The sequence below is a fragment of the Gelidibacter algens genome (assembly GCF_001678675.1).
In the GTDB taxonomy this organism is placed as follows: Bacteria; Bacteroidota; Bacteroidia; order Flavobacteriales; family Flavobacteriaceae; genus Gelidibacter; species Gelidibacter algens.
In genome coordinates this window covers 18033-33476 of the sequence record NZ_LZRN01000044.1, presented here as the reverse complement: position 1 = coordinate 33476, position 15444 = coordinate 18033, and the positions used below count along the sequence as shown (strand labels likewise).

The 15444-nt window shown below is 37.7% G+C and carries 11 protein-coding genes; 7 read left to right on the top strand and 4 right to left on the bottom strand.

What is annotated here, in order from left to right; translation table 11 throughout:
- Nucleotides 1-102 precede the first annotated feature (102 nt).
- Both A9996_RS16160 and A9996_RS20670 read right to left on the bottom strand, forming a co-directional pair.
- Nucleotides 103-1344, bottom strand: coding sequence for a DEAD/DEAH box helicase (locus tag A9996_RS16160; protein ID WP_066437478.1), 1242 nt, complete (start codon nt 1342-1344; stop codon nt 103-105).
- Between the two features lie 64 nt (nt 1345-1408).
- Nucleotides 1409-1561, bottom strand: a complete 153-nt coding sequence (locus A9996_RS20670; RefSeq protein WP_066437475.1) for an SsrA-binding protein — start codon at nt 1559-1561, stop codon at nt 1409-1411.
- 311 nt (nt 1562-1872) lie between these two features.
- Between A9996_RS20670 and A9996_RS16150 the strand changes: the two genes are divergently transcribed.
- Complete coding sequence (locus A9996_RS16150; protein ID WP_066437474.1) at nt 1873-3858, top strand: endonuclease; 1986 nt, start codon at nt 1873-1875, stop codon at nt 3856-3858.
- On the opposite strand, the gene A9996_RS16145 is transcribed toward A9996_RS16150, so the two are convergent.
- Complete coding sequence (locus A9996_RS16145; protein ID WP_157487238.1) at nt 3811-5589, bottom strand: M56 family metallopeptidase; 1779 nt, start codon at nt 5587-5589, stop codon at nt 3811-3813. The genes A9996_RS16150 and A9996_RS16145 overlap by 48 nt on opposite strands.
- A gap of 111 nt (nt 5590-5700) precedes the next feature.
- Nucleotides 5701-6096 (bottom strand): BlaI/MecI/CopY family transcriptional regulator, encoded by a 396-nt coding sequence (locus A9996_RS16140; RefSeq protein WP_066437468.1) that lies wholly within the window; start codon nt 6094-6096, stop codon nt 5701-5703.
- Nucleotides 6097-6341: 245 nt separating this feature from the next.
- On the opposite strand from A9996_RS16140, the gene A9996_RS16135 reads away from it, so the two are divergent.
- The 6 genes from A9996_RS16135 (at nt 6342) to A9996_RS16115 (ending at nt 15432) form a co-directional block, all read left to right on the top strand.
- Nucleotides 6342-7295, top strand: a complete 954-nt coding sequence (locus A9996_RS16135) for a calcium/sodium antiporter (protein WP_066437466.1) — start codon at nt 6342-6344, stop codon at nt 7293-7295.
- Between the two features lie 122 nt (nt 7296-7417).
- Entirely contained in the window at nt 7418-9604 is a 2187-nt protein-coding gene (locus A9996_RS16130) for a glutamine synthetase III family protein (RefSeq protein WP_066437464.1), read from the top strand.
- 250 nt (nt 9605-9854) lie between these two features.
- The gene (locus A9996_RS19965; RefSeq protein ID WP_157487237.1) at nt 9855-10004 is read left to right on the top strand and encodes a hypothetical protein; all 150 of its coding nucleotides are present in this window, start codon (nt 9855-9857) and stop codon (nt 10002-10004) included.
- A gap of 382 nt (nt 10005-10386) precedes the next feature.
- A complete protein-coding gene (locus A9996_RS16125; protein ID WP_066437461.1) occupies nt 10387-11565 on the top strand; it encodes an AIR synthase related protein in 1179 nt (392 codons plus the stop codon).
- Between the two features lie 30 nt (nt 11566-11595).
- Nucleotides 11596-12684 (top strand): DUF3078 domain-containing protein, encoded by a 1089-nt coding sequence (locus A9996_RS16120; protein ID WP_245905356.1) that lies wholly within the window; start codon nt 11596-11598, stop codon nt 12682-12684.
- Between the two features lie 195 nt (nt 12685-12879).
- Entirely contained in the window at nt 12880-15432 is a 2553-nt protein-coding gene (locus A9996_RS16115; protein ID WP_066437458.1) for an adenosylcobalamin-dependent ribonucleoside-diphosphate reductase, read from the top strand.
- The last annotated feature ends 12 nt before the right edge of the window (nt 15433-15444 follow it).

Below are 15444 nucleotides of genomic sequence, written 5' to 3'. Positions count from 1 at the left end.
TTCTTTATTCTATTTTGGAACAAAATAAATCCAATTTGAACCTTGCGGCTTTGCGCCTCTGCGAGCCACACGATTCTTCAAACTTCTAGCTTCCAACCCTTTTTAGTACCAACGTTTCTTTTTGCTTTTAGAGCCCTGACCTTTGCGTCCTTTTTTATGCTTGCTTCCTGTTTTTTTAGACGTATGTATAATAGGTTTTGCGTGCGGATCTAGAGGGTAAGGGTGGTCGTCTTCCACCGGAATTTGAGTATTGATCAGTTGCTGTATGGTTTTGATATACGCTTTTTCATCTGCAGAGCAAAAGGAATAGGAGCTGCCAAAATGTTCAGCACGTCCTGTTCTACCTATACGGTGCACATAGGTTTCAGGTACGTTTGGCATATCAAAATTGACCACGGCATCCAATTCATCAATATCAATACCTCTAGCCGCAACATCAGTAGCAATCAGTATGTTGGCTTCGCCATGCTTGAATTTATTTAAAGCCGATTGTCTGTCACTCTGCGTTTTGTCACCGTGAAAACTTTCTACCTTAAAACCGTTTTTGATTAAAGTTTGCTCTAGTTTGTCAACACCATATTTCGTTCGCCTAAATATCAAAATATTACCCTTGATAGTAGTTCTTAAAAGATGAAGGCATAATTCAATCTTGTTGCGTTTAGGCACATAGTACAACACTTGGCTCACATTGTTGGCAGCAGATGAGGTAGGGGTAACTTCAACACGTTCTGGAGATTTCAAAATGGTACTTGCCAATTGCTCCACCTTAAAAGGCATGGTTGCTGAAAACAATAGCGTTTGTTTCTCTTTAGGACACAAGCGTTCAATTTTTGTCACATCATCAATAAAACCCATGTCCAACATCAAATCGGCTTCATCCAATACTAAGGTCTCGATATAATCTAAATTGATTTGGTCCTGCTTGTGCAAATCGAGCAAACGTCCAGGGGTAGCAATAACAATGTCCACACCTTTTTTAAGAAGATCAATTTGTGGTTCAATAGAAGCACCACCAAAAATAACCATCGTTTCTAAATTGGTGTGGGCGCTGTAGGTTTTGAAGTTCTGGGCAATTTGAATGGCCAATTCTCTCGTCGGACTAATCACCAACGCCCTTATTTTTTTGCCTTTTTTTACAGAATCTTGCTTGTCAAAAAGGAGTTGTAAAATAGGTAATGCAAACGCAGCCGTTTTTCCGGTACCTGTTTGGGCAGACGCAATGACGTCTTTTCCAGCCAACACCAACGGGATGGTCTGTTCTTGTACTAAAGTTGGAGAGTCGTAACCAGATTCGGCTACTGCTTTTAAAATGGGCTTGTTGAGCTGTAAGTCCTTAAATGACATTCTTAATTATTTTTGGCAAAGATAGCGGAAAATATAGTGGCAAAATGTAGATAGGGTTTGGGTTTTAATCGATCGCATTTTTTGTAACAAAAACGCGCCATCCAATTATGGCCATTTGTACTTTGGAGGCTTTTGCAAGGTCGAGGCCTTTTTTTGAATAGCTCGGAAGAACTGCTTTATTGATCTTTGCCAAAAATTTAAAGAAGCTTTTTTTCATGGAGATCCTGAAATGCGTTAACAACAAAGATAAAAATTTAACGCTTTAAATTGTTAAAACCAATGGTAATTGCTCAAAAACTAAGGTCAAAACTCATGTTAGAACTGAGTTGCAATTAAGATTTCCTTCATACTAAAAAATACGAAATGTTTTTCCATCCTAAAAAACCGAGGTTTCTGAAGATTCTATCATTTGTTGCGATTCTCTATTTTGATTTTACAAAAGTTTGAATCTTTTCCCTTTGTCCATCGATTGAAACTTAAAGCATTGAAAATCTGACCATTTGCATATCTTTATGTAAAAGTATACTTATGAAATATCTCGCTACATTTTTTGTTTTTATGGGCTTCTCTGGTATTGTTTTAGGTCAGGTAGTCATCAATGAATTGGATAGTGACACGCCTAGCACAGACACAAAAGAATTTGTTGAACTTCTCTCAGAAACCCCAAATTATCCTTTAGATGGGTATGTTCTTGTCTTTTTTAACGGGTCGGCTACGGGAGGCAATCAGAGCTATTTGGCGTTAAATTTAGACGGTTATGAAACTGACATCAATGGGGTGCTGCTTATAGGTAGCAATTCCGTAACACCAACGCCACAATACGTAATACCTGTTTCCGTGATTCAAAATGGTCCTGATGCCATTGCGCTCTATCGGGCAAATGATCTCGACTTTCCTGAATTTACCTTAGCATATGTTGATGATACGTTGATAGATGTCATGGTCTATGGCACCAATGATGCTGAAGCCACTGGCTTACTGGATATTTTTAGAGCTTTTGATCAAAACCTCCAACAACTCAATGAAGGTTCGAATAATAACACCAATTCCATTCAGCGTTTTGTAGATGACGGCGTGGTGAATTACAGGTCAGCCACTCCTACGCCAAGGCAGCTAAATGATGGTTCTGGGGTGGTGCTCAATGGGGTTTTAATTTCGATAGCTGAGAAACAGTATCATGAAGGAGATACGTTCACCATTTCATTTACTACTGAACAGAATGTGGCTGATGGGTTGTCATTTACCTTAAGCTTGAGTAATTATGGCTTTAATGCTGATGATTATATAGGTGAAACGGTGTTGACCATACCAATCGGGGCAAATACTGTATCCACCACTATAACCGTGATTGATGATAGTAATGACGAAGGCGATGAGGTCATCAAAGTTAGGGTTTCAGGATTGCCACCAACATTTGTGGTACTTAATAATAATTTGCAAATAAGAATAATTGATAATGATTTCACTCAGGCCGATTTTGGTACGCCAATCAACCCAACCTTTGGAAGAGTCAACAGCACACAGCCCGACGGCTATTATAACAGTTTGCATGGTATGGCAGATACAGCATTAAGACAAGCCATTCAAGATATCATTGCAAAAGAGGGGGTGGTCAGGGCGCAGGCGTATGCTGAGGTTATTGAGATGTTAAAAGAAGCCGATCAAAATCCAGAACACAGTAATGAAGTATGGTTGGTTTATATAGAAAAAGGACGACCTAAATTGGATTATCAATATGGTTCAGAAAATTTTGGAACATGGAACCGGGAGCATACTTATCCACGAAGTCGGGGTAGATTTTATGGTATTGATTTAGATGAAATTTTTGATGGGAAAGAGATGTTCTGGAATACCAATGCAGATTCTCTCCGTCATGGTTATAGCGACGCCCATGCGTTGAGGGCTGTTGATTCTCGCGAAAATAGCAGACGCAATAATTTGCATTACGGACAATATAATGGTCCGAAGGGTACTTTGGGGAAATTTAAAGGCGATGTGGCACGAAGTGTATTTTATATGGCAGCTAGGTACAAAGGCCTAGAGATTGTCAATGGTTTCCCAGAAGGAACGGTAGGTGAGCTTGGAGATTTGTCGATCTTACTGAAGTGGCATAGAGAAGATCCGCCTGACGATTTTGAAATGAACCGAAACAATATCATCTACACCTGGCAAATCAATAGAAATCCATTTATAGACCAGCCGGAATTGATTGAGTTTATTTGGGGAAATAAAGTTGGACAAGTTTGGGATCAGGAATTGAGTACAATTGATGCCGATGCCGTGAATATAAAAATTCACCCAAACCCTACCAAAGATAGACTTTACATAACGGGAATAAAGAGCGACACCAAAATGGAAGTGTTTACAATGGATGGTCGTAACCTGCTGTTGCAACAGTTGAATGGCGATAGGGATTTTTATCTTTCTTCTGATTACGGATTGTCGAAAGGCATTTATGTGTTGAGGTTAAACTGCCGAGGAAAATCTATGATCAAGAAAGTTGTAGTGGAGTAAGATTAAGGTTTTCATAAAAATAAAAGCCCAAAATCTGTCAGAGATTTGGGCTTCCTTTTTAGGTCTAAAATCAAAGTTATTCTTTTTTAGTGTGATAATGATCACACCATTTTTCCCTTTTTTGCCATATTTTTTTGTAGCTTTTTCATCTTTCAACACATTCACAACGTCGATGGTGTTTGGATTGATGGCTTCCATCTGTTCTATAGTGATTTCTTTATCACCTAAAATGTATAAAGGTTGTTTACCACTATGTGACAGCGTATTTTCTTCTTGTTTGTTATCTTTACCAATTGAGATCAAATCTCCAGCATCAGTTTTGAAAAAGTTACCTTTTTTGCTAGTGATAAGGATGACGCCATTTTTACCTTTTTCTCCATATTTTGTAGTGGCACTTTCTTCTTTTAGAACGGTAACACTTCCAATAATATCTGGATCCGTTGCTTCCATTTGTTCTTTAGAAATTTCTGTGCCATCTAACAATACTAAAGGTGAAGCTTTATCATTCTCAAAAAGTTGGACATTAGTGTCATTCTCTTTTTTTATAACAGTGATTTCAACATCTTCAACGTCTTCCGATTTTGCATTCAATTTGTTTTCGGAAGTCAAAATAATTTTTTTGGAAGTTGTTTTCTTAAGCTCAATCTCTCCATCTTCTGCAGTGTCCACATCAAAAGTTTGACTCAGTTCAGACGATTGCTGGCCTAAGATGATCGTACCATTAGATGGATTCATGGAAATCTCTATAGGACTGATAGGTTCTGAGGAATTGGCAAAAATACTCCCGTTTGCATTTTTATTTTCATATTCTATCTTGATCCCGGTGATCTGATTTTTCGAATTCCGTTTCACATTGTTGAAATTTATAGTAGCGCCTTTGTCGGCGAGTTTATTTTTTATAAAATCCAGTTGCTTATCCTTAGTGTCTTTGGTCACCACAAATTTTAAGATATTTTGTTGGTCACTCGAAGCCGATTCTGAAACCCGATCAGACGTCTGTGCAATAGTTTTAGTATTAAAAGTCATAGCGAAAATCACTAATAAAGGAATGATAATACTGAATTTCCAAGTGTTCATAAGTTTTGATTTTGATTTGTGTAACATAACGATTCGTTTTTTGATTGTTGAATTATAAAAAGTATTGATGAAAATTAAATTTTCTTGAGGCAAGCTGGTTTTCAATAGTAATTTTTGATAGCGTTCCTCGCAGTCTGTTGTTTTTTGGGTGTTGTAATCAGCAATAAATTCCAAGTTTTGCTTTAGTGCTTTTCTGTATAGCCATATAAAGGGATTGAACCAAAATAATGCGCTGGCGATATCTGTGAGTAACACATCCAAACTATGCATTTGTTTGGCATGCACTTTTTCATGTTGTAGAATGAGTTGGAGTTCTTGCTGATTAAAGTGTTCCGGATTGTAAACGATCCATCTAAAAAATGAAAAAGGTGTCGTGTTTTGTTCAGTTTCCACAAAAATATAAGCACCTATTTTTTTCTTGTCGTGTTTTCTGATCAGCACACTTAAAGAAAAGAGTTGGATGATTAGTCTGCCCAAAAAGAAACTTGCAACAGTGGCATAGAACCAAATAAATAAAGAGGTCAGGTCAAATGTCTCTGGAGCTATTTGGATGGTTGTGGCTACTAATTTGAAACTATCGTTGCTTGGTGCAGGCATGTCCACATAAAGGGGAATGACGAAAAGTGGAAATAGTACCGAGGTTAGTAAACCCAATACTAAAAACCATCGGTTAGAGTCAAAAAAAGTTTACTCGCTGCAAAAACAAGATGTAGCATCCATAAAAGATAGTGAGTAGTGCGCTGGCTTTCAATAAGTATTCCATAATTAAAGCGTTTGGGATTTCTTGGACTCGGCTTCTTCGTTATTTTTGGTCTCAATAAGCGCAATGATTTCTTTGAGTTCATCAATGCTTATTTTTTCTTCCTTCGCAAAAAACGAGACTACATTTTTATATGAATTATTGAAATAGTTCTCAATGGCGGTACTCATAAACCGTTTTTTGTAAGCCTCTTTGCTCACAATTGGGAAGTACTGATGTGTTTTTCCATAGGCTTGATAACTCACATAGCCTTTATCTTCCAAATTTCTAACAATGGTAGAAAGGGTGTTGTAGTGTGGTTGATCTGCCGTGATTTCTGCAAGCACATCTTTTACAAAAGCTTTTTCGAGCTTCCATATAATGTGCATGATTTCCTCTTCTTTATTGGTGAGCTTTTGCATAAAAATTAATTTTATTTCGTTTGCGTAAATCGGTACATTAAACCGAGAAGTCAAATATAACTATTTTTTTAGTTATACAACTATTTAATTCGTTATATAACTGAAAAGTTAGTTTTGATTAGTTATGTGACATTTGCCGAATTGTTCTTTTCATTTTTTTTGTAGCTTCTTAGTATATTTTTGAGATTCATAATCGGCAATGCTTTTCAAATAATCCGAATATAGTATCTTCGCAAAAAAAAATTATGAGTATTGTTTGGGTAATTTTAGGTTTAATTCTCTTGGTTGTAGGTGGTGAATTTTTAGTTCGTTCTTCAGTAGCCCTTTCGTTTAAATTTAATATATCCAAATTGGTCATAGGGATGACGGTGGTGTCTTTCGCCACATCAGCACCAGAACTTTTGGTCAGTTTACAGGCGGCTTTGGATGGGTCTTCAGACATTTCGTTAGGCAACGTGATAGGTTCCAATATTGCCAATATAGGTTTGGTATTGGGAATTACAGCGCTGATCTCCCCATTGGATGTTGACAAGAATTTTTACAAACTCAATTGGCCCATGATGATGTTGCTATCTGTGGTGCTCTATTTTCTTTTGGATAGTGGCAATGTTTTAGACAGGTGGGAAGGTGGTGCCTTGATGCTTTCTCTTATTATTTTTCTTGTTGTATTGATTAGACGATCACGGAGAGTACCTGACATTCAAATTGAAGACCTTGATGAAACCTTACAAATTACCTCAGGTTTTAAAATTACTATTTGGTTGCTTATTGGTGGCGCGGCACTTTATTTTGGGAGTGAATGGTTGGTTTTTGGAGCAAAGGAGATGGCTATCTCTTTTGGTGTTAGTGAACGTGTAATCTCAGTAACCATGGTAGCCATTGGTACTAGCGTTCCAGAATTGGCGGCCTCTGTCATTGCGGCCTTAAAGAAGGAGAAAGCTATTTCTCTGGGTAATTTAATTGGTTCCAATATCTTCAATATTGCTTCAGTACTTGGTCTTACGGCCATGATTCAGCCAATAACAGTAGACAACCCTCAAATTTTGGGCAGCGACATGCTATGGATGATTGCATTTGCATTTGTTCTGATTCCGATGATTTTTTTACCGAAAAAACTTGAATTGGGAAGGTTAAAGGGTTTTATTTTACTTGCTTCCTATCTTATATTTCTATTTCTGGCGTTCTATATCGAAAAATAGGAGGTTGGTTATCGCTGTTTGTGCGATTTTTACTCTGAGACCCTATTTATTTTAGGGCGTAATCTCATTTGTAATCATTTTTTTTTATTTTTGTGGCATAATTTTAACCAAATATATAAATTATGTCAACTCTACGTTTTTACGCAATTAAACAAACTCTCGACCGCAAACCCGTTGTTATTGAGGAAACTGAACGCCGCTCTGCAATTTTTGGTGCCAATGTTTTTAACGAATCCACCATGCGACAGTTTCTTACCAAAGAAGCTTTCAACAGTGTGATGTCTGCTATTGACAATGGTTCAAAGATAGACCGTTCTGTGGCTGATCACATTTCTACAGGAATGAAGGAATGGGCTATTTCAAAAGGGGCGACGCATTATACGCATTGGTTTCAGCCATTAACGGGGTCTACTGCTGAAAAACACGATGCTTTCTTTGAGACTATTGGAAATGGATTGGCTATTGAAAAGTTTGGAGGCACACAGTTGGTCCAACAAGAGCCTGATGCGTCAAGTTTTCCTAACGGAGGTATTAGAAATACGTTTGAAGCTCGCGGCTACACAGCATGGGACCCAACTTCTCCTGCTTATATATATGGTACGACATTATGTATTCCAACGGTATTTGTGGCTTATACGGGAGAGGCTTTAGATTATAAAACGCCATTGTTAAGAGCACTATATGCTATGGACAATGCTGCGGTTGCCGTTTGTAAATATTTTGACAAGAATGTAAAAAAGGTAAATTCCTCATTAGGTTGGGAGCAAGAATACTTTTTGATTGACAGTGCTTTAGCGGCGTCAAGACCCGATATTGTATTGACGGGAAGGACTTTATTGGGCCACACGGCAGCAAAAGGACAGCAGTTGGATGACCATTATTTTGGTTCGATTCCTGCAAGAGCCTTAGCGTATATGCGCGATTTGGAAATTGAATCTATGCTGTTGGGCATTCCGGTTAAAACAAGACATAATGAAGTCGCACCAAACCAGTTTGAGTTGGCGCCTATTTATGAAGAAGCCAATTTGGCGGTAGATCATAATTCGTTATTGATGGATGTTATGGATAAGATTGCAGACCGTCATAATTTTAAAGTGTTGTTCCATGAAAAGCCATTTGCTGGTGTCAACGGCTCCGGAAAACATAACAATTGGAGTTTAACCACTGATACTGGCATTAATTTGTTAGGCCCGGGTAAAACACCAATGAGCAATTTACAGTTCCTAACCTTCTTTATAAATACCATCAAAGCGGTAAATGACAATGAAGAGTTGCTAAGGGCTGCAATAGCCTCAGCAAGTAACGATCACCGTTTGGGAGCCAATGAGGCACCACCAGCAATCATGTCTGTTTTTATTGGAGAGCAATTGACAAATGTGCTGAATGAATTGGAAAATGTAACCGATGGCAAATTATCTCCAGAGGAAAAAACCGATCTTAAATTGAACGTCGTAGGGAAAATTCCAGATGTGCTATTGGATAATACAGATAGAAACAGAACTTCTCCTTTTGCCTTCACGGGAAATAAATTTGAGTTTAGGGCTGTCGGATCTACTGCAAACTGTGCAAACCCGATGACTGTTCTAAATACCATTGTAGCAAAACAATTGATTGATTTTAAAGCGGAAGTGGATAAATTGATCAAGAAAAAAGAAATGAAAAAGGATGACGCCATTTTCAATGTATTGAGAGAATATATCAAAAAATCCAAAAACATCCTCTTTGAAGGCAATGGTTACGGCGACGCTTGGGAAAAGGAAGCCAAAAAGCGAGGCTTAAGCAACCATAGAACTACTCCTGAAGCTTTAAAAGTAAAAGTGTCTGAAAAATCCATAAAGCTTTTTGAAGATATGGGCGTCATGAACAAGATAGAGTCTGAGGCGCGCTACGAAATTGAAATGGAAGAATACGTTTTGCGTATTCAGATTGAAGGCCGTGTTCTTGGTGATATTGCGCGCAACCATATTGTTCCGGTTGCGGTGAGATATCAGAATATACTGATAGAAAATGTGAAAGGGTTAAAAGAAATTTACGGCTCTGAATTCAAGAAATTTGCGCAAGAGCAATTGAATTTGATCGAGGATATTTCGGGTCATATTTCTTCAATTAATTCTGATGTTACCAGAATGACAGATGAAAGAAGAACAGCCAACCTTATAGAGGATTTTGAAAAGAAAGCACATGATTATTGTTTTAAGGTAAAGCCACTTTTTGATAGTATTCGTTACCACTGTGATAAATTGGAATTGTTGGTAGATGATGAACTTTGGCCAATGACAAAGTATCGTGAATTGCTATTTACAAATTAATTTATAATGCATTATTAGGATATAATTGTCAAAAACCTCTTTAGTTAGAGGTTTTTTTCATTGCATTAGTCGTAAATAAAAAGATTCATACGTAGGTTTACGTATCGCTATCCTTGTAAGAATGTATTTCACCTTGATAAAATGCATCTAATCGAAATTATTGAAGAACTAAGATAATAAGGCTCTTAAACCTTTAGAATCAGTGTCTTATTTCATAGATTTGTAATGCTATTAATCAATAATTATTAAGATGAAAAAACTTATTCTAAGCCTCGCGGCTCTAGCATTTGCGACCTTCTTGTTCTCTCAAGATGACGCGAATGATGCTCCGGAGGTGAAGCAAGATTCTGTAGTGATTATCAAAGATGGATTACAAAACGATACGAAACTTGCATTTTAAGCAAAGATTCTTTTGAAGAAGGTTCATTTTTAAATCACATATAGAAGACGGAAAAGGACAACTAATTTCTAAAATTAGTTGTCCTTTTTTCGTTTTTGCGAATCTCTTCACAACATAATAACATTTTATGGAATCATTAAAAAGGCTTGTTGAATTGCACGTTTTTTTATACAATGAGATTTTGTGACTTGATTGAGCTGTGAAATCATAACACAATTGAACATGGCAACTCCATTTTGATTTCGCTGCTGTAGAGTATTGAACTAATTGAGTTCTGCTAAAGAATTTAAAGTCTTCATTTTGTATCACCACCAGTAATTCAAATTCGATTATCGGGGAAAACTAAAATACAATCCCTATTTTTGCGTTTGCAATAAAAGCTATGAGTCAAGACATAAGTAAAAGATATGCGCAAAGAGGTGTTTCCGCTTCTAAAGAAGACGTACACAATGCGATCAAAAACATTGATAAGGGTCTGTTCCCTCAGGCATTTTGTAAAATCGTTCCTGATTACCTCACTAATGACGAAGCGTATTGTTTGATCATGCACGCTGATGGTGCAGGTACAAAATCATCATTGGCCTATATGTACTGGAAGGAAACTGGCGATATTTCTGTTTGGAAAGGCATTGCGCAAGATGCGTTGATCATGAATATTGATGATCTATTGTGTGTGGGTGCTACAGATAATATTATGCTCTCTTCTACAATTGGAAGAAATAAAAATTTAATTCCAGGTGAAGTCATTTCGGCTATCATAAATGGTACTGAAGAATTAATAGCTGAATTGAAAACATTTGGGGTAACTATTCATTCTACAGGCGGTGAAACTGCAGATGTGGGTGATTTGGTGCGCACCATTATCGTCGATTCTACAGTTACAGCACGTATGAAGCGTACTGACGTAATCGATAATGCCAATATTAAAGCTGGAGATGTTATTGTTGGGCTGTCCTCGTCAGGGCAAGCAAGCTATGAGCACGAATATAATGGCGGTATGGGTAGCAATGGGCTTACTTCTGCACGCCACGATGTTTTTCATAAGTATCTGGCTGAAAAGTTTCCTGAAAGTTTTGATGTCTCCGTACCAGAGGATTTGGTGTATTCTGGAAACGTAAAATTGACTGATGCTGTTGATGGTTCGCCTTTAAATGCAGGTAAGCTCGTTCTTTCTCCAACGCGTACTTATGCGCCAATAATTAGTAAGATTTTATCAAAATATAATTCGAATGATATTCATGGCATGGTCCACTGCAGTGGTGGAGCTCAGACCAAAATTCTTCATTTTGTCAATACCCTTCATATCATAAAAGATAATTTATTTCCAATTCCTCCGTTATTCAGATTGATTCAAGAACAGTCCAATACCAATTGGAAGGAAATGTATCAAGTGTTCAACTGCGGTCACCGTATGGAGCTGTATGTGTCGCCAGCCATTGCTGATGATCTGATTGCGATCTCAAGATCTTTTAATGTGGAGGCGCAAATAGTGGGTAGGGTGGAAAATGCCGCTAAAAAGCAGTTGACCATTGAAAGCGAATTTGGAGTCTTTAAGTATTAAAAGCTGGTCTAAACATTAATCACCTACTTAATGAGAAAGATTTTTATGATGTGCATGGTATTGCTGTGCCAATTTTCAAACGGTCAAACAACTGGCAAAGAGAAGGATTCCGTTGCGGTTGCAAAGGCAGATTCCTTGGTTATAGCAAAGGCTATGTTGATAGCTGCTGAAAAGACGAACACCTTAGCAATTGACCTGGCAGTAGCAAAGGCTCAAATTATTGCGGCTTATAAGGCTGATTCTATCGCTGCTTTAGTGAAACCAAAATGGGTTCAAAAAAATAGAGCTGGTGTTGATATTAGTGAAGTGACCTTTGTCAATTGGAACTCCGGAGGGAGTAATTCTATTTCTGCGTTGTTGGGTCTAGATTCTTCGCTCAATTATAAATATGAAAACCTTTATTGGGGAACCAGAGGAAAGATACGTTACGGTGTCAACAAGCAAGAGGACCAAGAATTGAGAAAAACTGAAGATATAATCGAGTTTGACTCTAATATGGGTTATAGAAAAGATTCATTGACCAATTGGTTTTTCTCCGCACAATTTAATTTCAGGACGCAGTTTACCAATGGGTATAATTATCCAAACCGAGAACGGGCAATATCAAAATTTATGGCCCCTGGATATTTGTTTGTTGGAGGGGGTGCTGAGTATGGAAAAAATATGGAAAAATTTTCTTTTTATTTTTCTCCATTGACAGTTAAAACAACCTATGTTTTAGATCGTGGTTTGGCTGATAAGGGTGCTTTTGGTGTGGAGCCTGCAGTATATGATGATGCGGGCAATAAGATCAGAGATGGTAGAATGATAAGAAATGAATTAGGAATTTTGATTACCAATTATTTTGAGACTGAAATGTTTGAGAATATCAATGTTTCCAGCAAGATCAGTTTGTATACGGATTATATCAACAGTTTTGGTAACGTGGACGTCGATTGGTTGGTCAATTTCAATTTTAAGGTGAACCAATACGTAAAAGCATCGTTAGGATCTCATTTGAAATATGATGATGATATCAAGATTTTGACTCCTACTGACATCAAAGATACCTATGCTGAAAATGGTGCCAAGGTGCAATGGAAGCAAATTTTGGGCGTTGGTGTTGCCATTGATTTCTAAATTTTAAATATCTACCCTTGTTTTGAGAATTTGTCAACTTTCTACTGTTGATAAATTGTTAACTATCTATAATACAATAATTTAGCATGTACTTCGTGTAAACTTTGTGATTTTAATCATGTTGTAGGTTGTTTATTTTTTGTTACTTTAACCTTTCAAAAGATATTTTTCCAATCCATAAAAGCATTAAATTAAATGAAAGTTGACACCCTCATCACTCCAACCACCATCTACACTCAAGAAGAAGCTTTTAAAGCTGCCCTAAATTATTTTAAGAATGATGATTTAGCGGCAAGAGTTTGGTTGAACAAATATGCGCTCAAAGATTCTCAAGGCCATATTTACGAATTAACACCAGACGCTATGCACACGAGAATCGCAAAAGAAATTGCACGCGTTGAATCAAAATATCAAAATCCACTGTCAGAACAAGAGGTTTTTGATCTCATCAAAGACTTCAAATATATTGTGCCACAAGGTAGCCCAATGGCAGGCATCGGTAACCCATTTCAAATTGCTTCTCTTTCCAATTGTTTCGTTATTGGCAATTCAGGCGATTCTGATTCCTATGGTGGGATTATGAAGATTGATCAGGAGCAGGTGCAATTGATGAAGCGTCGCGGTGGGGTGGGCCATGATTTATCTCACATCCGTCCAAAAAGTTCGCCAGTTAAGAATTCAGCTTTAACTTCCACGGGTATTGTTCCGTTTATGGAACGTTATTCAAACTCCACTAGAGAAGTTGCTCAAGATGGCCGCAGAGGCGCCTTAATGCTTTCAGTTTCTATCAATCATCCAGATGCTGAAGATTTTATTGATGCCAAATTAGAACAAGGTAAAGTTACAGGTGCCAACGTTTCTGTAAGAATCGATGACGATTTTATGAAGGCTGTAAAATCTAATAGCCAATACACTCAAAAATATCCTATTTTTAGTGAGGCCCCTAAGTTTTCAAAAACTATTGAGGCCAACGGGATCTGGAAAAAAATTGTCCATAACGCATGGAAATCTGCTGAACCTGGAATTTTGTTTTGGGATACCATCATCAATGAATCTGTCCCAGATTGTTATGCTGATTTAGGGTATAAAACGGTCTCTACAAATCCATGTGGCGAAATTCCGCTCTGTCCTTATGACTCTTGTAGATTATTGGCCATTAATTTATTCTCTTATGTTGAGCAGCCTTTTACAAAAGAAGCTACGTTCAACTTTGAGCTTTTCAAAAAACACGTCGCATTTGCACAACGCATTATGGATGACATCATCGATTTGGAATTGGAAAAAATTGATGTCATTTTAAAGAAAATTGATGCTGATCCTGAAGTTGATGAGGTTAAAGCAACCGAAAGAAATTTATGGGTAAATATCAGAACAAAAGCAAAAGAAGGTAGAAGAACTGGCGTGGGCATTACTGCAGAAGGGGATATGCTTGCTGGTTTGGGCATTCAATACGGAAGTAAAAAAGGAAATGAGTTTTCTGTAGAAGTTCACAAAACTTTGGCGCTTGCCGCCTATCGTGCTTCAGTTGATTTGGCTAGAGAACGTGGTGCTTTTGCATTTTTTGATGTAGAGCGTGAAAAAAACAACCCATTCATTCAGCGTTTAAAAGCTGCTGATGAAAAACTATATTATGACATGACCGAATTTGGTCGTCGTAACATTGCATTATTGACTATTGCTCCAACGGGCACCACAAGTTTGATGACGCAAACCTCTTCTGGTATTGAGCCTGTATTTATGCCTGTTTATAAAAGACGCCGTAAGGTGAATCCTAATGATAAGGACGCGCGGGTAGATTTTGTAGATGAGGTTGGAGATTCATGGGAAGAATATGTGGTTTTTCATCACAGATTCAAACAATGGATGGAAGTCAACGGTTACGATACTTCTAAGAATTATCCTCAAAAGGACTTGGATGTCTTAATTAAAAAATCACCGTATTATAAAGCAACCTCCAATGATGTGGATTGGATGAGTAAAGTGTCTATGCAAGGGGCCGTTCAAAAATGGGTAGACCACTCCATTAGTGTCACCATAAACTTGCCTAATGATGCTACTGAAGATTTGGTAGGAAAACTCTATATGGAAGCATGGGAAGCAGGCTGTAAAGGCGTTACTGTATATAGAGATGGCTCACGTTCTGGAGTGTTGATCTCAAATGAGGAGAAAAAGGATGAGGATCAAGAAACCTTGACAACATTCCCGACAAAACGTCCGCAAGTTTTGGAAGCTGATGTGGTCAGATTCCAGAATAACAAAGAAAAATGGATTGCATTTATCGGATTGATCAATGGAAAACCTTATGAAATTTTCACCGGATTGGCTGATGATGAAGACGGTATTATGATTCCGCGTTGGGCAAATGAAGGCGTGATTATCAAGAATAGAAATGAAGATGGCAGCTCACGCTACGACTTCCAATATAAAAATATCAGAGGATATAAGACCACTATTGAAGGACTCTCGCATAAATTTGACCCTGAATATTGGAACTATGCCAAGTTGATCTCAAGCACATTGCGTCACGGCATGCCAATTGATAAAATTGTAGACTTGATCAATAGTTTGCAGCTTGATACCGAGTCTATCAATACCTGGAAGAACGGTGTGGTAAGAGCTTTAAAACGCTATGTTGAAGATGGGACACAAGTTAAAGGACAAGTTTGCAGCAGCTGTAAATCTGAAAATCTTATCTATCAAGAAGGCTGTTTGACCTGTAAGGACTGTGGTTCTTCAAAGTGTGGATAACATTTTAATACC